The 15,391-nt window shown below is 65.0% G+C and carries 17 protein-coding genes and 1 tRNA gene; 8 read left to right on the top strand and 10 right to left on the bottom strand.

All coding sequences use genetic code 11. The features are described 5' to 3' along the window. Positions 1-105: 105 nt before the first annotated feature. Both AC0L3U_RS25155 and AC0L3U_RS25150 read left to right on the top strand, forming a co-directional pair. A complete protein-coding gene (locus AC0L3U_RS25155; protein WP_473363615.1) occupies positions 106-285 on the top strand; it encodes a CsbD family protein in 180 nt (59 codons plus the stop codon). Continuing rightward, positions 282-1,442 carry a DUF305 domain-containing protein gene (locus AC0L3U_RS25150; protein ID WP_473363614.1) on the top strand — a complete coding sequence of 387 codons (1,161 nt, stop codon included), beginning with the start codon at positions 282-284 and terminating at the stop codon, positions 1,440-1,442. Before AC0L3U_RS25155 ends, AC0L3U_RS25150 begins: the two co-directional genes overlap by 4 nt. Positions 1,443-1,454: 12 nt before the next feature. Here the strand turns inward: AC0L3U_RS25150 and AC0L3U_RS25145 are convergent, their stop codons facing one another. Next, a complete protein-coding gene (locus AC0L3U_RS25145; protein ID WP_473363613.1) occupies positions 1,455-2,063 on the bottom strand; it encodes a cysteine hydrolase family protein in 609 nt (202 codons plus the stop codon). 257 nt (positions 2,064-2,320) lie between these two features. Between AC0L3U_RS25145 and AC0L3U_RS25140 the strand changes: the two genes are divergently transcribed. Further along, entirely contained in the window at positions 2,321-2,950 is a 630-nt protein-coding gene (locus AC0L3U_RS25140; protein WP_354209357.1) for a DUF1326 domain-containing protein, read from the top strand. Between the two features lie 66 nt (positions 2,951-3,016). Beyond that, positions 3,017-3,838, top strand: coding sequence for a DUF2182 domain-containing protein (locus AC0L3U_RS25135; protein WP_473363612.1), 822 nt, complete (start codon positions 3,017-3,019; stop codon positions 3,836-3,838). A gap of 144 nt (positions 3,839-3,982) precedes the next feature. Here the strand turns inward: AC0L3U_RS25135 and AC0L3U_RS25130 are convergent. Together AC0L3U_RS25130 and AC0L3U_RS25125 are read right to left on the bottom strand one after the other, a co-directional pair. Then, positions 3,983-4,067: transfer RNA gene (locus tag AC0L3U_RS25130), tRNA-Leu, on the bottom strand. Between the two features lie 186 nt (positions 4,068-4,253). Beyond that, entirely contained in the window at positions 4,254-4,496 is a 243-nt protein-coding gene (locus tag AC0L3U_RS25125; RefSeq protein WP_007603171.1) for a FliM/FliN family flagellar motor switch protein, read from the bottom strand. Positions 4,497-4,576: 80 nt separating this feature from the next. Between AC0L3U_RS25125 and lipB the strand changes: the two genes are divergently transcribed. Both lipB and AC0L3U_RS25115 read left to right on the top strand, forming a co-directional pair. Continuing rightward, the gene (gene lipB / locus AC0L3U_RS25120; protein WP_473287478.1) at positions 4,577-5,314 is read left to right on the top strand and encodes a lipoyl(octanoyl) transferase LipB; all 738 of its coding nucleotides are present in this window, start codon (positions 4,577-4,579) and stop codon (positions 5,312-5,314) included. A gap of 184 nt (positions 5,315-5,498) precedes the next feature. Next, the gene (locus AC0L3U_RS25115; protein WP_473287479.1) at positions 5,499-6,212 is read left to right on the top strand and encodes a DNA helicase; all 714 of its coding nucleotides are present in this window, start codon (positions 5,499-5,501) and stop codon (positions 6,210-6,212) included. 61 nt (positions 6,213-6,273) lie between these two features. On the opposite strand, the gene AC0L3U_RS25110 is transcribed toward AC0L3U_RS25115, so the two are convergent. After that, the gene (locus AC0L3U_RS25110; protein WP_473363611.1) at positions 6,274-6,696 is read right to left on the bottom strand and encodes a tautomerase family protein; all 423 of its coding nucleotides are present in this window, start codon (positions 6,694-6,696) and stop codon (positions 6,274-6,276) included. Positions 6,697-6,808: 112 nt separating this feature from the next. Between AC0L3U_RS25110 and AC0L3U_RS25105 the strand changes: the two genes are divergently transcribed. Further along, a complete protein-coding gene (locus tag AC0L3U_RS25105; protein ID WP_473363610.1) occupies positions 6,809-7,663 on the top strand; it encodes a LysR family transcriptional regulator in 855 nt (284 codons plus the stop codon). A 12-nt stretch (positions 7,664-7,675) separates the two neighbouring features. Here AC0L3U_RS25105 and AC0L3U_RS25100 read toward each other — a convergent pair whose 3' ends face one another. From AC0L3U_RS25100 to AC0L3U_RS25090, 3 genes are read right to left on the bottom strand one after another with little or no spacing between them, the layout of a single operon-like run. Beyond that, complete coding sequence (locus AC0L3U_RS25100; protein ID WP_473363609.1) at positions 7,676-9,112, bottom strand: TIGR01777 family oxidoreductase; 1,437 nt, start codon at positions 9,110-9,112, stop codon at positions 7,676-7,678. Beyond that, entirely contained in the window at positions 9,109-9,774 is a 666-nt protein-coding gene (locus tag AC0L3U_RS25095; protein ID WP_473363608.1) for a DUF4166 domain-containing protein, read from the bottom strand. The genes AC0L3U_RS25100 and AC0L3U_RS25095 overlap by 4 nt, the downstream gene beginning before the upstream one ends. A 16-nt stretch (positions 9,775-9,790) precedes the next feature. Then, entirely contained in the window at positions 9,791-10,348 is a 558-nt protein-coding gene (locus AC0L3U_RS25090; RefSeq protein WP_473363607.1) for a GbsR/MarR family transcriptional regulator, read from the bottom strand. Positions 10,349-10,501: 153 nt separating this feature from the next. Between AC0L3U_RS25090 and AC0L3U_RS25085 the strand changes: the two genes are divergently transcribed. Continuing rightward, positions 10,502-12,022 carry an ATP-binding protein gene (locus tag AC0L3U_RS25085; RefSeq protein ID WP_473363606.1) on the top strand — a complete coding sequence of 507 codons (1,521 nt, stop codon included), beginning with the start codon at positions 10,502-10,504 and terminating at the stop codon, positions 12,020-12,022. Between the two features lie 8 nt (positions 12,023-12,030). Here AC0L3U_RS25085 and AC0L3U_RS25080 read toward each other — a convergent pair whose 3' ends face one another. The 3 genes from AC0L3U_RS25080 to AC0L3U_RS25070 all read right to left on the bottom strand — a co-directional run bounded on the left by AC0L3U_RS25080 (position 12,031) and on the right by AC0L3U_RS25070 (position 15,366). After that, positions 12,031-12,330 (bottom strand): acylphosphatase, encoded by a 300-nt coding sequence (locus AC0L3U_RS25080; protein ID WP_007603158.1) that lies wholly within the window; start codon positions 12,328-12,330, stop codon positions 12,031-12,033. Then, positions 12,327-13,193, bottom strand: a complete 867-nt coding sequence (locus AC0L3U_RS25075) for an isocitrate lyase/PEP mutase family protein (protein ID WP_473363605.1) — start codon at positions 13,191-13,193, stop codon at positions 12,327-12,329. The genes AC0L3U_RS25080 and AC0L3U_RS25075 overlap by 4 nt, the downstream gene beginning before the upstream one ends. A gap of 157 nt (positions 13,194-13,350) precedes the next feature. Continuing rightward, positions 13,351-15,366 carry an acetyl-CoA carboxylase biotin carboxylase subunit gene (locus AC0L3U_RS25070; RefSeq protein ID WP_473363604.1) on the bottom strand — a complete coding sequence of 672 codons (2,016 nt, stop codon included), beginning with the start codon at positions 15,364-15,366 and terminating at the stop codon, positions 13,351-13,353. Positions 15,367-15,391 lie beyond the last annotated feature (25 nt).

Below are 15,391 nucleotides of genomic sequence, written 5' to 3'. Positions count from 1 at the left end.
AACGCTTCCGACGCCCCCTGCCGGAGGCTGAATAGACGAAACCGCGGCCCTGGCGCTCATCCCCCTTCAAGCGCCGGGGTAGCGGCGTGAGCCTGGAGGCGGACCATGAGCAAGACCAAGGGCCTCGGTCAGCGGATCGCTGGCAAGGCGAAACAGGCCGTCGGCGAGATCGTCGGCGATCAGGCTCTCCATGAGGAAGGCAAGGAGCAAGCGGAGCGCGGCCGGGACGAACAGAGCAAGCCGAGCGAGCTCAATCCGTTGAAGAAACTCAATCAGCTGACGTGAACGCCGCCGCGCCGTCAACCATTTCCAATTCAATTCGCTCCGGTGATGAAGGCGCTTCACGGCGGCGCTCGCGCTGGATCGCCGCTGCCGAACTCGGCCTGATCAGCAGCACCTTCTCGACCATCGTCAGCCAGCTCTTCGCCGCGCGCATCGGACGCGATGCCGCCGTCGACTGGATGACGGTCGCCGCCATCCCCGCGCGCGACTGGGCAATCAGCGCAGAGCCGTCGTGGAGCGCGATCCTTGCCGGGATCGCCTTCCATCAATGGGCCGACTTCTCCTGGGCGCTGGTGTTCTTCGGCGTGCTCGGGCGCTGGACCGCCAACCTGCGGCCGCTCACGATCCTGCTGCTCGCACTGCCCTGGGCCGTGTTCTCGTCAAGCATGGAATGGTTCGTGCTGGTGCCGCTGTTTCCGTTCTGGCAGCCACTGTTCACGCTGCAGCAGCCCTACTGGATCGGCCTGCTCGTCCATAGCTCGTCGGCCGTGATGTACCCCCTGTTCGCCCGGCTGCGCTGGAGGCGAGGCGCGGCACCCGCGCGCGATGTTCGCTTCACCAATGCCTGGATCACCGGCGCGCTGGCCGTGATCGCGCTGCTCGGCGCGACCGCGTTGTTCGGCAGCCATGGTTTCGAGCCGCCTTGGATGGGCCGCGACAGGGACGCGGACCAGACTTACATTCGTCACATGACCGCGCATCACGCACAGGGCATCGCGCTGGCGCGGATCGCCGCGGAGCGCGCGCAGGACCCGCACCTGCGAAAGCTGGCGATGCTGATGGTCGCAAGCCAGACCGGCGAGAACCGGATTTTCGAGACGTGGTGGCTGAGCTGGTTCGACACCGAGATGCCCGATTGCAGCACGGAAGAACGTGCCGCCATGCCGGGCTTCCTGACACAGGCCGAGATGCGGCAGGTCAAGGCCGCGCCGGCGGATCAATTCGACATGCTGTTCGTCGAAACGATGAGCAAGCATCATGCCGGCGCCCTCAGGATGGCCGACCAGATGTGGCATAGCGGCGGCGATCTGCGCCTGCGTGTGATGGCCCACGCCATCCGCCACGAGCAGCAGGGCGAGATCGCGCTGATGTACGGCGCCAGCGGCATTGCCGCCGTCGCCACCGCCTTCCACAACATGCTCGGCGACAATGTCAATTGAGTGGATCGTCCCCTACTCCCGCCAGAACTCCGCCAATTCCTCGGCGGTCATCAGGTCGACCTGGCCGTGAAAGCGGGTGCGGTACATCGTCATGAGCGCATCATGGCCGACGTCGGACGAGCTGCACAGCGCATCCTCGACGATGACGACCCTGAAGCCGAGATCGACGGCGCTCAAGACCGTCGAGAGCACGCAAACGTCGGTCTCTGCGCCCGTGATCACGACCGTGCCGACGTTCTTGTCGATCAGCAGGCCGGCGAGGCCGGGATTGCTGAACGCCGAATAGGCCGGCTTGTCGATGACGGCCGCCGGCGGAACGAAGCGGCTCAGGGCCGGCACGAGTTCGAGACCCGACGGCGGAAGCTGTTTGCGGGTCGCCTGTCGCCAGCGACGAAAATAGCTTTGCCATTGCCCCGGACGATCTTCCGGATCTTCGGGCGTAATGAATCGCGTGAAGATCGTTCTGGCCTGATGGCGCGAAACGATCGAGGCGATCGTCGGCAGAACCCTCGCCATCCAGGGCGTCTCCCAGAGACCGCCCGGAGCGAAGATGTTCTGCATGTCGATGCACAAGTGAACGGCGTCTCTGATGTCGGTCACTTCCGACGCGCTGTCTCTCATCGTCCTTCACCATCAGGAACATGGCCGCGCGCCGGGAGCCGGCATTTCCGCAGCGAGCTCACCGACTGCAAATGCGATTCCGACGCCCATCGTTCCCCGGTCATCCGCGCCGGAGGAAGTGCTTGTCGGCGCAGACCAATCGGGAGAAGCCCGGCGTCGTGGAATCGGCTTGCGCCGCTTCCGAACCAAGCGTAATTTTCAACTCTACGTAGCTCATTCGAAAGCATCTATCGGGTTCGGCCAAGCGGGAGACAGCAATGGCGGATGTCCCATGGCACCTTTCCGGTGACTATTTCGAGAATTGCAGTTGCAGCATCGTGTGTCCCTGCCTGGTGTCGGCGGCGCCTCCGTTGACCGCGCGACCGACCGAGGGCTTCTGCAACGTACCGCTGATCTTCCACATCGAGACCGGCCGTTATGGCGATATCGCGCTTGATGAGCTGAATGTGCTCGTCATCCTCCACGCACCTGGGGTCATGGCAGACGGAGACTGGTCGGTGGCCGCCTATATCGATCAGCGCGCCAACGATGACCAGACCGAGGCCCTGGCTGCAATCTTCACCGGCGGTGCCGGCGGTCCCATGGCCGCGTTCGCGCCGCTGATCAGCAAGAACCTGGGGGTGCGCAAGGTCCCGATCACGTTCCGGATCGACGGCAAGACGCGGTCCGCGGAAATCCCCGGCATCCTGCACATGTCCGTCGATCCGCTACCGACCATGCATCCGAGCGGCGAGATGTGGACGAACATCGGCCATCCGGTCAGCCCCGACGCCATGGTGATGGCCGTCGGCGCCGCCGGCAATACCTTCAGCGATCATGGCATGCGCTGGGACAATTCCGGCAGGAACGGCCTCTATGCGCCGATCCGCTGGTCAAACCAGGCGTGACGTAAACTCCCGATAAGCCGCCCGCATCAGCGGCCGGCAACATCGATCGCACAACATCGATCGCAAATGACGGACAGCCCCCTGGAAGCCGTGCTGCGGCGCGATCGCTGGATCGTCGGCGGCGCGATCGTCCTCATTGTCGTGTTGGCATGGAGCTATGTGCTCTGGCTCGCCAACGACATGGACATGGGCGGCATGGACATGGCTGAATTCCGCATGATCCCGGCGGGGATCGGAATCATGCTGCCAGCCGACGAGCCGTGGCGAACGATCGAGTTCGCCTATGTGTTCCTGATGTGGGCGGTGATGATGGTCGGAATGATGGCTCCCTCGGCCGCGCCCATGATCCTGATGTACGCCCGCGTAGGTCGACAAGGCAAAGCGCAAGGCAAGCCATTCGCCGCGACCGGCTGGTTTGCCGCCGGCTATCTCCTGGCCTGGTGCGGCTTTTCGCTGGCAGCCACCCTGCTCCAATGGGCGATCGAGCGGGCCACCCTGCTGGATTCCCGGATGGCGATCGCGAGCAACTTGCTCGGCGGCATCGTGCTGATCGCGGCGGGCGTCTATCAATGGACACGGTTCAAAGACATCTGTCTCGCCCAATGCCAGTCGCCGTTTCTGTTCCTGATGCGCCACGGCGGCTTTCGCAGCGACCTGCGAGGCTGCTTGCTGCTGGGTTTTCGGCATGGAGGCTATTGTGTCGGCTGCTGCTGGGTCTTGATGGCGCTGTTGTTCGTGGGCGGCGTGATGAACGTGCTCTGGATTGCGCTTCTGTCGTTGCTTGTACTTTTGGAGAAAGTCACGCCGGTGGGACGCTGGATCGCGCGCGCTGCCGGCATTGCCTGTGTGGCCGCGGGCGCGTGGCTCCTGCTGACCTTGCCGAAGTGATTGCGAGGCGCGGACGACGATCGCGCCGACTCTCGGCCGCGAGATCGAACATCGAAGATTTGGGGAGGCCTCGTTCCAGGGTCCGCAGCGCGAACACGGCGGGCACCGAAAATCGCGAAACAATCTTTCGCGTGTCTGTTTGCTTGGTGCGCTCGGAGGGACTCGAACCCCCACGATTTTACTCACTGCCACCTCAAGGCAGCGCGTCTACCAATTCCGCCACGAGCGCTTTTGGGGATGCCGGCTTGAGGCTTTGAAGGCCAACCGGATCAACGGCGCCGATCTAACAAATCCATCAGAGGGGTACAAGCCTCCAAAGGCCCTGAATTCCACAAGCTTGGCGGGAAAGTTCCGGCTCCTTGCGCCGGGATCAGCCTTTTTCCGCCTGCCCAGGCCGCTACGCGTGCCCTGGCCGCTACCGCGTGCCCGGGATACGTGGCAGCATCTGCTTGACCTCGACCGCGATCCGGTTGCGGTCGACCAGCACAACGCCGGAGGCGACCGGCAGATTATTGGCCAAAACCTTGACCTCGTCGGCCTCGGTTGCGTCCAGCTCGATGATGGCGCCGCGGGAAAGACGTAATACCTGATGGATCGGCATGGTTGTCGTCCCGAGGACGACCATGAGATCCACGGTGACTTTGTCGAGAGTCGGCACTTCAGCACCACCGCAACTTGGGACTAGGACTAGGGACTTGGTATTTGCGCCTCGGATCATCACCCGGTTATGGTTAGCCAATGGTTAATTCACCCCAAAACCCCCGCCAAGAGCTCGATTTAACGTCGTTTTCCGCCTCCTCCGGCGAGCCCGTGGAGTGGCGGATTTCGGACGCGCCCGTGCCCTATCCGGAGGCCGTGGCCGAAATGGAGGCGCGCGTCGCGGCGATTGCGGCGGATGAAGCTCCGGAGCGGGTCTGGCTGCTGGAGCACCCCCCGCTCTACACGTCCGGCACCTCCGGCAAGGCCACCGACCTGCTCGATGCCCGATTCCCGATCTTTGCCACCGGGCGCGGCGGGCAGCTCACCTACCACGGGCCCGGTCAGCGCGTGGCCTATGTCATGCTCGACCTGAGGCGCCGCCGGCCGGATGTCCGGGCCTATGTCGCGAGCCTGGAAGAGTTGATCCTGCGGACACTCGCCGCCTTCAACATCCGTGGCGAGCGGCGCGAGGACCGGGTCGGCGTCTGGGTCAAGCGGCCCGACAAGGGACCCGAGCACGAGGACAAGATCGCGGCGATCGGCGTCCGGCTGAAGCGCTGGGTCTCGTTCCACGGCATCGCCATCAATGTCGAGCCGGAGCTGTCGCATTTCGCCGGCATCGTGCCCTGCGGCGTCGCCGATCCCCGCTACGGCGTCACCTCGCTGGTCGACCTCGGCCAGCTCGTGACGATGGCCGATGTCGACGTCGCGCTCCGGCAGGCGTTCGAGGAGCTGTTCGGGCCCACCCGGGCGCTGATGCCGGAAGCAGCGGCCTAACTTCCGGTCTCCCTCATTCTCCGCAAACCCGGAATCAGCTACGCTTGATCTCGGTGTCGCCCACGCCTCCCCCCTCCGCCGGGAAAGTAGATGTCATGCCGGGCGAATTGACCATCGGACCGACTGTTCGAGCGCCAGGCATAAGGAGGGATTGCGTTTCAGCTCGCAATGGGAGGTTTTTGCGATGAGACTGTCTGCACCCATCTATCATCTGAAGCGACGAGCGAGGCGTCTGTCCCGCCAGGAAGGCATCCCGCTGCACGATGCGCTCGACCGCATCGCCGCGACGGAAGGTTTTTCCGCATGGAGCATGCTCGCGGCGAAAGCTACCGCAGCGACGCCGACCAACAGGCTCTTCCCGCAATTCCAACCGGGGGACCTGGTGTTGGTGGGCGCGCGTCCCGGCCAGGGCAAGACCCTGATGAGCCTCGAGCTTGCCGTGGAGGCGATGCGGTCAGGCCATCGCGCCGCGTTCTTCTCGCTGGAATACACCGAGAAAGACGTCTTCGATCGCTTTCGGGCGATCGGCGTGGACCTGGCGCAATTCGAAAAACTGTTCGAGGTCGATTGCTCCGACGCCATCAGTGCCGACTACGTCGTCAAGCAGATGGCCGCAGCACCGCGCGGCACGGTCGTGGTGATCGACTATCTGCAACTGCTCGACCAGCGGCGGGAAAATCCCGACCTCACCGTTCAGGTGCGCGCGTTGAAATCATTCGCGCGCGACAAGGGATTGATCGTCGTCTTCATCTCGCAGATCGACCGTTCCTATGATCCCTCGCTCAAGCCTTGCCCTGACCTGGACGATGTCAGGCTGCCGAACCCGCTCGACCTGAAGCTGTTCGACAAGACTTGTTTCCTGAACAAGGACGAAGTTCAGTTTCGAATAGCGAGCTGACGATCAGGAGGCCCAACCGGTTCAGGCCGCGGGTGCGGTTATTCACCCGCGGCCTCCCTCCTCACGCCTTCTCGGGCGAAACCTCGAGCTTGCCGGCGATGTAGCGCCGCTCCTGGGTCAGGCCGCCAAAGCCGTAGGCATCGCCCTTGACCTCGTCGACGTGCAGATAGGTCTCGTGATGCAGCGGGCCCAGGATCCCGGCCATGCGCTTGAACATCGCGGCGAGATAGGCGGCCTTCTCGTCCTTGGTGTTGGTGCCTTCGCTGACATGGATGTCGATCCAGTAGCTCGCGAGCTTTTGCTCTGCGAGCGACTTGCCGCCGGCGAACCAGTCGGCCGCCTCCACCGACTTCACGATGATAGCGGTGACCTCAGGATCCTTGTGCAGGATTTTTGCGGTGAGCTCGGACACGGCGCTCGCGATGTCGGCCTTCAGCGAGGGCGACTGGCGGGAGGTGGTGTAGGACACGGTGATCAGCGGCATGGTCGTTCTCCTCGGATGTCGCGCAGGTGTTGCGCGGCGTTGGGGAGAAGCTAGACCCGCCCTCGACATTTTGGTATCTTATCTCTGTTGATACCAGTGATAAGATATCATAATGACAGCAACGCTCGACATTGCCACCGTCCAGGCCTTCCTGCTGGTCGCCGACCTCCAGAGCTTTACGCGGACCGCCGAAGCGCTTGGCACGACCCAGGCGGCGGTCAGTCTGAAGCTGCAACGGCTGGAAACCCTGCTCGGCAAGCGCCTCGTCGAGCGCTCGCCGCGCGCGGTCCGGCTCACGGCAGACGGCGCGACATTCCTCGATCGCGCCCGCGCGCTGATCGCGGCACATGACCGCGCGCTGTCGGGCGAGGCGTCAGTCGCGCAGTCGCTCTCGCTCGGCATCTCCGACCATGCCGCGGGCCCGGAGTTGGTACCGCTGCTCGAACGCCTGCATGCGATGTCCTCGAACCTCACCCTCGCCGTCACCATCGGCTTCTCGCGCGAGATGCAGGAGGCCTATGATTCGGGCCAACTGGATGCGGTGATCGTGCGCCAGGAAGGCAGCCGGCGCGGCGGCGAGAAGCTGGCCGAGGACGAGTTCGGCTGGTTCGCGTCACGACGCTTCACGGTGCCAAAGGGGCAGCCTTTGCCGCTCGCGACGCTCGCCCCGCCCTGTGGGGTCCGCGCCATCGCCGTGCGCGCGCTCGACAAAGCCGGCCTGAAATGGCGTGAGCGCTTCGTCGGCGGCGGCGTCACCGCCGTGGTTGCAGCCGCGCTCGCCGGACTTGCAATCGCGCCGCTGGCGCGACGGATCGCGCCCCCCGGGCTGGTCGACATCGGGCCGACCCACAAGTTGCCGAAACTCGGCAGCTCGAAGGTGATGCTCCATTCGAAGGTCAGCGATCCCGCCAAGCTGGCGGCGCTGCGCGCGGTGGCAGCGACGTTTCGGAGTGCGGCAGCGGTTTGACATCGCACGGCCTTACAAGATCGCTTCGAACGCGCTGCGCAGCGTCTCGTGCCGGAACACAAAACCGCGGCTCAGCGCCTTGTTGGGCAGCACGCGCTGACCGCCGAGCAGGAGCTCGTCGGCGAAACCGCCGCCGATCCGGCGCAGCAGGCCGCCGGGAATCCGGAACACCGCAGGCCGATGCAGGCGGCGGCCTAGCTCCTCGCTGAACTTTGCGTTGGTGACGGGGATCGGCGCGGTGGCGTTGACGGGACCGGCGAGATCGGGCGTCGCCATCACATAGGCGATCAGCCGGATCAGATCGTCGCGCTCGATCCAGGACATCCATTGCCGCCCGTTGCCGATGGGACCGCCGAGCCCGAACTCGAACGGCGTCAGCAAGCGCGTGACGAAGCCGCCTTCGGTGCCGAGCACGAGGCCGATGCGCAAATTGACCACGCGGACGCCGAGCTCCTCCGCCGGCCGCGCCGCCGCCTCCCAGGCCGCACACAGCTCGTGGCTGAAGCAGGCGTGCGACTTCGCCGATTCCGTCAGCACCTGGTCGGCCCATAGGCCATACCAGCCGATCGCAGAGCCGCTGACGAGCACCTCGGGCTTGCGTTCGAGCCGCGCGATCAGCTTGACGATCTCGCCGGTCATGTCGATGCGCGAGCCGAGAATCTTCGCGCGCTTCGCCTCGGTCCACAGGCCGTTGCCGATGGGCTCGCCGGCGAGATTGACGACAGCGTCGATAGGCGCGTCAGAGGCGAGCTGATCGAGGCTCGTGATCAGCGTGACCGGGGGCGGCAGCATCTCGGCCTTCGCGGGATTGCGGATCAGCGCAATGACGTGATGCCCTGCTCCGCTGAGGCTTGCTGCGAGGCGGCTGCCGATGAAGCCGGTGGCACCTGATATCAGCACCGTCTTGCGGCCGGAGAGCTTTTCGACGAGCCCATGCGCGGGAACGCTTTTCATGCGGCTGAGCCGGCGCATCGCCGCAAAATCCCTGACACCGCACAGCGCCGCGCCGACCGCACACGCCGTCGCGGCAATGCTGAGCAGTCCCTGATACACGACGATCACGCCGAGGGGCTGCGTGGCCCAATCAATCAGCACCGGCAACAGCAACACCAGGATGGCGCCGTAATTGATCGCGAGCAGCGTGTGATTGATCCGCTCGCTCGGCGGCAGTTTTCGGCTGAGATCCTCCTCGACGAAATCCATCAGCGTGATGACGATCTCGGCAACCAGCACCGCGACGATCAGCAGCGCCAGCGCGCCATGGATCTCGAGCCAGCCGAGCACGAGGAACAGCAGCGCATAAAGCATGTTGCGAATTCCGTGCAGCTTCAATTCGAAACGCTGCGACGGACGCCAGGCCAGGCGCTCGGTGAATTCGTGGTGATAGAAGGTGTCGAACACGCCCATTACGATCTGGATGGCGATAAGCGTCCACATGAGCTGTGTCATGACACGGCCTCCCTGAACATGGCGGACTGGTGGATCAGCGCGCCGTAACGCGGATGAACGACATCGAGGGTGAAGCGGAAGGCGCCCTCGCCGAGATCGCTGTGTGTCACCGTGAGATCGCCCGGCGTCAGCCATCGCGGCAGCGGAATCCACAGGCGCCCAAACTGGAGACCGTAGCCGGCGCTGCGAAACGTCAGCGCTTGGTCCTCGACCGCGATGCGGAGCGCCATCGAGACGCCGAAGCCGACATATTCTTCCAGCCCGGTCGGGCCGGCAAAACGTTTGGCGGAATGGATCACTTGCGGAAAGCCGCGCTTGCGCGCGCAGATGCGGGTCCAGGTCTGGCCGCCGCCCCCGGCGTCTTCGGTCACCGTGACGATGATGGGGACGCCGGTGTCGCGGCCGGTCGGCAGCGGACCGCCGATCAGGCGCGCGGCTTGGGCGAACCACCAGCCGATGTCGCTGAAGCTGATCTCGTCGACCACACCGACATAGACGACGCTGTCGCCGTCGGCGACGCGTTTCGAAAAACGTCGCCACGTCGCCAGCGGCAGCCGGCCCCAATCCTCGTCCGACAGCAGCGCGCGGAAACGGCGATCGTCGAGCAGTTTCGTGTGAGCGAGGGTCGATGCGTTGGAGCCTGATAATCTTGCCGACGTCATCGCACCCTCCTCAAACCTATTTGGCCTTGCCCAGCGGCAGCAGATTGGCGATCTTCTCACCGAGCCGCATCAAGGCGGCCAGCCGCGGCCGCGGCACCTTCAGCATCTGCATGAACCAGTGGTCGGCGAGCTCGGTGAAGGCGAGCATCTCCTTCAGCCGTTTGCTCGCGACCGGATTGATGGTCGGATCGTCCGCAGCATCGGACACGCAGGCTCTGAGCGCTGTGATCGCCGGATCAAGCTCCCGCTCCTTGCGCCGCGCCGCGATCCTGGCCGCAACCTCCCAGATGTCGGTCTCGGCCTCGTAATGGTCGCGGCGATCGCCGAGAATCGGGACGCGCCGGATCAGGTTCCAGGCAAGCAGCTCCTTGAGCGAGTTGGAGACGTTGGAGCGGGCCATGCCGAGGGTGTCGGCGATGTCCTCGGCCGTCATCGGCGCCTCGGCCAGATAGAGCAGCCCGTGGATCTGGCTGACCGAGCGATTGACGCCCCACTCGTCTCCCATGTCGCCCCAATGCAGGATGAAGCGCTCGACGGCGGCGGGGAGTTTCTTTCTTCCGGTTATTTCTGTCATAACAGAAATATCTGACGGATAGGATCGGCTGTCAAGAGCATCCGCTGGCTTGCGTGCTGCATACGGGCTCGCAATATTGCCTAAAAAGGTTCCAAACTCCCGGGAACAATCCGCCACGTGCTGCGTTTGCCCCCGTTGAGGCAGGGTGCGGGAATGGTCGAGAAGTCTAGTCAGCAGAGGGACTTGTTCGAAAGCGAACGCAGTTTCCGCCTGTTAGTTGAAGGAGTTGCCGACTACGCGCTCTACATGCTGGATCCCACCGGGAGAATCACCAGCTGGAACATCGGCGGCGAGCGCATCAAGGGCTATTCGCCCGGGGAGATCCTCGGCCAGCACTTTTCCCGTTTCTACACCGAGACCGACCGCGCCAACGGCAAGCCCGCCCGTGCGCTCGGGATCGCGCGGGACAAGGGCCGCTACGAGGAGGAAGGCTGGCGCGTCCGCAAGGACGGCACCTTCTTCTGGGCCAGCGTCGTGATCGATCCGATCTACGAGGACGGCAAGCTGGTCGGCTTCGCCAAGATCACCCGCGACATCACCGAGCGGCGCAATACCCAGATCAAGCTCGAGGCGATGCAGAAGCAGCTCGCCGAATCGCAGAAATTCGACGCGCTCGGCCAACTCACCGGCGGGGTCGCCCACGATTTCAACAACCTCCTGATGATCATCAGCGGCAGCCTCCACATGCTGAAGCGAGGGGCCGACGACGAAGCCAAGCTTCAGCGCGCGATCTCGGCCATCGAGACCGCCACCAGGCGTGGCGCCGCGCTGACCAACCAGCTCCTCACCTTCGCACGGCGGCAGAGCGTCAATCCGCAGGCGATCGACTTCGCCGACCGCATCGCGGCGATCCGCGAGGTGCTCGATGCCGGCGTCGGCAGCTCCGTGCGCGTGGCTTTCGACGTCAGCGGCGACGTCTGGCCGATCAGGACCGACGTTTCCGAGCTCGAGACCGCCCTGCTCAACCTCGTCATCAATGCCCGCGACGCGATGCCCGACGGCGGCACGGTGACGATCGCAGCGCGCAATCTCGTGCTCGACGAGGACCCCCTCGTGGGCGAATTCATCGCGATCGACGTCAGCGATACCGGCCTCGGCATTCCCTCCGACGTTCTCGACAAGATCTTCGAGCCGTTCTTCACGACCAAGCCGATCGGAAAGGGCACCGGCCTCGGTCTCTCCCAGGTGCACGGCTTCGCCCATCAGGCCGGCGGCACGATCCGGGTCGCGAGTGCGCTCGGCAAGGGCACGACGTTCACCATCCTCCTGCCGCGCGGAGAAGACGAACCATCGCGCGAAGCGGCGGGAGAACCGGCATTCCAAGGCAGCGGCACGGTGCTGCTGGTCGAAGACAATCCGGACGTCGCCGCCGTCAGCATCGGTCTTCTGGAGCAGCTCGGCTATCAGGTGCGCCGGGTCGCGGACGCCGAAGCCGCCTTGAGCGAGATCGAGAAGAACGGCGTCGACTTCGTGTTTTCGGATATCGTCATGCCCGGCAAGATGGACGGGCTCAGCCTCGCCCATCACCTCCGCCAGATCCGCCCCGGCCTGCCGATCCTGCTCGCCACCGGCTACAGCGAAGTCGCTGCAGGCGTGCGCGGCGATTTCCCGATCCTGCGCAAGCCCTACGAGATCCACGAATTGAGCGAAGCGATCGCCAAGCTGCCGCGGTAATTCTTGAGCTACACCGTCGGCAACACCGAAAACGCCTCGCCTGCCCGGCGCAAGTTCAGCTCATCGACGTCGGCCGTCTCGCTGGTGACGCTGTCGACGCGCGAGGACGGCGGACCGTGGCGGCACAGCGCCACCATGTCGGCGACGTGCTTCGGCGGTCCTGCGAACAGCGCTTCGACGCTGCCATCGCGGCGGTTGCGGACCCAGCCTTCGAGACCGCACGTCGTGGCCTGATACTCGAGCCAGGCCCGGTAGCCGACGCCCTGTACGCGGCCGCGGATCATGACCTGGAGGATCGCCCGGCTCATTGTTTCAGTCCGAGGACAAGGGCGCTGCGCGCCTTGACGTCGGCCTCGCGCGTGAGGCGGCTGGTCAAGTCCGATGACGGGAGCCCTTTGAGATTCTTCGGCGCAGTGCCGTCGCGCAGCGCCTTCTGCGTCTCGTAGACGGCCTGCGTTGCGGCCGCGATCGGCGCGTGGCCCTGAAGCGCGATGCGCACGCGCTGGCCAGCGAGGTATTCGAGCACGTTCAACTCCTCCGGCGCGCCGCCGAGCACGATCGGCAGGCGCGTGGCGGATGCGATCGCCTCGAGCTCGGCGCGCGACTTGATGCCGGTGAAGAACAGCGCATCGACACCGGCCGCCTCATAAGCCCTGGCGCGGCGGATCGCATCCTCGATCGAGGTGATCGAGGCCGCACCGGTGCGACCCATGATGACGAGCGAAGGATCGCCGCGGCCGTCGAGTGCCGCCTTCATCTTGCCGACGCCCTCCTCCAGCGAGATCAGCTGCGTCTTCGCTTCGCCGAAGCCAGCCGGCAGCAGCGTGTCCTCGATGGTGAGGCCGGCGGCACCCGCCGTTTCCAGCTCCTGCACCGTGCGGCGCACGTTGAGCGCGTTGCCATAGCCGTGATCGGCATCGACCAGCACCGGAAGTGCCGCCGCACGCGACATCCGCCGCATCTGCTCGGCAAGCTCGGTGAGCGTGATCAGCGTGATGTCAGGGTCGCCGAGCACGGCGAGCGAAGCCACCGAGCCGCCGAACATGCCGAGCGGGAAACCGAGATCCTCGGCGATGCGGATCGAGATGGCGTCGTAGACCGAGCCGGGATGGACGCAAGTCCCGCCCGACAGGATCGAGCGCAGTTTTTCGCGGCGGGAACGAAAGGCCATGGTGCCCTCTCAACTGTTGCGACGCAGCCGCAACATACACCGTCATTGCGAGCGCAGCGAAGCAATCCAGAATCTTTCAGCGGAGGCAGTCTGGATTTCTTCGCTGCGCTCGCAATGACGAAGTCAGTGGACCCCTCGCAAGAGTCCCACCCAAACCCTAAGCAAACTCCAAAATCAGCGCGTCCACCGCGAGCGTCGCGCCGGCGCTGGCGTGGATCTTCTTTACGGTGCCGTCCTGCTCGGCGCGGAGCACGTTCTGCATCTTCATGGCTTCGACCACCGCGAGCGTCTCCCCGGCCTTGACCTCCTGCCCTTCCGTCACCGCGATCGAGACCACGAGACCGGGCATCGGACAAAGCAGCTTCTTGCCGGTGTCGGCAGCCGTGGTCACCGGCATCAGTCGCGCCGAGGCTGCTTCCGCTTCGGTCCAGACATAGACCGGCACCTCGACGCCCTGATGCGCGAGGCGGATGCCGTTCGCGATCGGGCGCACCTGCACCGCCACGACGTGCCCGTCGATGGTGCCCTGCCAGACCGGATCGCCCGGCTTCCACGGCGACTGCAACAGATGCGCATTGCCGGTCTTGCCGTCGGCATCGACGAAACGCACCGCGACCGCCTCGCCCTCGCGCGCGATCTCCAGCAGGATCTCCTGGCGCTCGAGCCAGACCGCACGGCGACGCTCGCGCTGCACGATGCGGCCGCCCATCTGACCCGAGATCTGCCGCTTGCGCTCGCCCAGCACGTGATCGATGGCGGCGCCGACCGCGGCAAGCCGCCGTGCGATCTCGCCTTCCGGCACGCGCACGGCAAAGCCCTTGGGGAACTCCTCGGCGATGAAGCCGGTGGAGAGCCGGCCTTCGCGCCAGCGCGGATGATGCATCAGCGCCGACAGGAACGGGATGTTGTGACGGATACCGTCCACGTAGAACGAGTCCAGCGCGGTGGCCTGCGCCTCGATCGCGGCCGCGCGCGACGGCGCGTGAGTGACGAGCTTTGCGATCATCGGATCGTAATGGATCGAGATCTCGCCGCCCTCCTGCACGCCGGTGTCGTTGCGCACGGTGATGCCGTCCTGGCTCGCTTCCGCCGGCGGTCGGTATTTCACGAGGCGCCCGATCGAGGGCAGGAAGTTGCGGAACGGGTCCTCGGCGTAGAGGCGCGACTCCACTGCCCAGCCGGTCAGCGTGACGTCCTTCTGCGCAATGGCGAGCTTCTCGCCGGCGGCAACGCGGAGCATCTGCTCGACGAGGTCGACGCCGGTGACGAGCTCAGTGACGGGATGCTCGACCTGGAGGCGCGTGTTCATCTCCAGGAAGTAGAAGCTCTTGTCCTGCCCCGCGACGAATTCGACGGTGCCGGCGGAGTCGTAATTCACCGCCTTGGCGAGCGCGACCGCCTGCTCGCCCATCTTGCGGCGGGTGGCTTCGTCGAGCAACGGCGACGGCGCTTCCTCGATGACCTTCTGGTTGCGGCGCTGGATCGAGCATTCGCGCTCGCCGAGATAGATCACGTTGCCGTGCTTGTCGCCGAGCAGCTGGATCTCGATGTGGCGGGGATCGACGATGAACTTCTCGATGAAGACGCGGTCGTCGCCGAACGAGGCCTTGGCCTCGGCCTTGGCGAGGTTGAACCCCTCTGCGACCTCGGAGGTCGAATGTGCGATGCGCATGCCCTTGCCGCCGCCGCCGGCGGAGGCCTTGATCATCACGGGATAGCCGATCTCGTCGGCGATCTTGACCGCGTGCGTGGCGTCCTCGATGACGCCGAGGTAGCCGGGCACGGTCGAGACTTTTGCTTTCGCGGCGGCCTTCTTGGATTCGATCTTGTCGCCCATCGCCGCGATCGCACCCGGGTTGGGGCCGATGAAGACGATGCCGGCCGCCTCCAGCGCGCGCGGAAACGCCTCGCGCTCGGACAGGAAGCCGTAACCGGGATGCACGGCCTCGGCGCCCGTCTTGCGGCAGGCCTCCACGATCTTCTCGATCACCAGATAGCTCTCGGCCGCAGCTGGCGGCCCGATCAGCACGGCCTCGTCGGCCATCTCGACATGGAGGGCGTCGCGGTCGGCCTCGGAATAGACCGCGACCGTCTGAACTCCCATGCGGCGAGCGGTCTTGATGACCCGGCAGGCGATTTCGCCGCGATTGGCGATCAGAATGCGTTTGAACATGCTTTTCTTGAGTCTCGACCTTGGG

The sequence above is a fragment of the Bradyrhizobium sp. Kon69 genome (genome assembly GCF_055807515.1).
Note: the sequence above shows the minus strand (reverse complement) of the source record. Positions and strands in the feature narration are given on the sequence as shown.

Coding starts and splice junctions, on each gene's coding strand:
- AC0L3U_RS25095 (WP_473363608.1), bottom strand. CDS start 9,774: ATGACGTCGGCAAGATTATCAGGCTCCAACGCATCGACCCTCGCTCAC.
- AC0L3U_RS25115 (WP_473287479.1), top strand. CDS start 5,499: ATGAGACTGTCTGCACCCATCTATCATCTGAAGCGACGAGCGAGGCGT.
- AC0L3U_RS25085 (WP_473363606.1), top strand. CDS start 10,502: ATGGTCGAGAAGTCTAGTCAGCAGAGGGACTTGTTCGAAAGCGAACGC.
- AC0L3U_RS25090 (WP_473363607.1), bottom strand. CDS start 10,348: ATGACAGAAATAACCGGAAGAAAGAAACTCCCCGCCGCCGTCGAGCGC.
- AC0L3U_RS25135 (WP_473363612.1), top strand. CDS start 3,017: ATGACGGACAGCCCCCTGGAAGCCGTGCTGCGGCGCGATCGCTGGATC.
- AC0L3U_RS25100 (WP_473363609.1), bottom strand. CDS start 9,112: ATGACACAGCTCATGTGGACGCTTATCGCCATCCAGATCGTAATGGGC.
- lipB (WP_473287478.1), top strand. CDS start 4,577: ATGGTTAATTCACCCCAAAACCCCCGCCAAGAGCTCGATTTAACGTCG.
- AC0L3U_RS25105 (WP_473363610.1), top strand. CDS start 6,809: ATGACAGCAACGCTCGACATTGCCACCGTCCAGGCCTTCCTGCTGGTC.
- AC0L3U_RS25155 (WP_473363615.1), top strand. CDS start 106: ATGAGCAAGACCAAGGGCCTCGGTCAGCGGATCGCTGGCAAGGCGAAA.
- AC0L3U_RS25145 (WP_473363613.1), bottom strand. CDS start 2,063: ATGAGAGACAGCGCGTCGGAAGTGACCGACATCAGAGACGCCGTTCAC.
- AC0L3U_RS25140 (WP_354209357.1), top strand. CDS start 2,321: ATGGCGGATGTCCCATGGCACCTTTCCGGTGACTATTTCGAGAATTGC.
- AC0L3U_RS25075 (WP_473363605.1), bottom strand. CDS start 13,193: ATGGCCTTTCGTTCCCGCCGCGAAAAACTGCGCTCGATCCTGTCGGGC.
- AC0L3U_RS25110 (WP_473363611.1), bottom strand. CDS start 6,696: ATGCCGCTGATCACCGTGTCCTACACCACCTCCCGCCAGTCGCCCTCG.
- AC0L3U_RS25070 (WP_473363604.1), bottom strand. CDS start 15,366: ATGTTCAAACGCATTCTGATCGCCAATCGCGGCGAAATCGCCTGCCGG.
- AC0L3U_RS25080 (WP_007603158.1), bottom strand. CDS start 12,330: ATGAGCCGGGCGATCCTCCAGGTCATGATCCGCGGCCGCGTACAGGGC.